Raw genomic sequence first — 230 nt, 5'->3', positions numbered from 1 at the left:
CGCATTGGCCGAACACTTTCGTTATAACAACCTTGCTTTTTCGGCCGCTGATTTTGTCATTACCAATGGTTGTATCGACGCCGTTAAACTGGCCATTGAGAGCCTCACTAAAGAAGGCGACACCATTGCGATCAGTTCTCCGTGTTTTAGTGGTTTACTCGACTTGCTCAGCGCGCTGTCGCGTAAAGTGATTGAGATTCCCATTAGCGACAAGGGCCTCGATTTAGACC

The 230-nt window shown here is 48.3% G+C and carries 1 protein-coding gene; it reads left to right on the top strand.

Annotated features, from left to right (window positions below):
- A partial coding sequence (locus tag AAEY75_RS17445; protein ID WP_352260456.1) for an aminotransferase class I/II-fold pyridoxal phosphate-dependent enzyme occupies window positions 1-230 on the top strand: 230 nt, incomplete at both ends.

Source organism: Psychrobacter sp. TB55-MNA-CIBAN-0194 (assembly GCF_040309505.1).
GTDB lineage: Bacteria > Pseudomonadota > Gammaproteobacteria > Pseudomonadales > Moraxellaceae > Psychrobacter > Psychrobacter fozii.
Note: the sequence above shows the minus strand (reverse complement) of the source record. Positions and strands in the feature narration are given on the sequence as shown.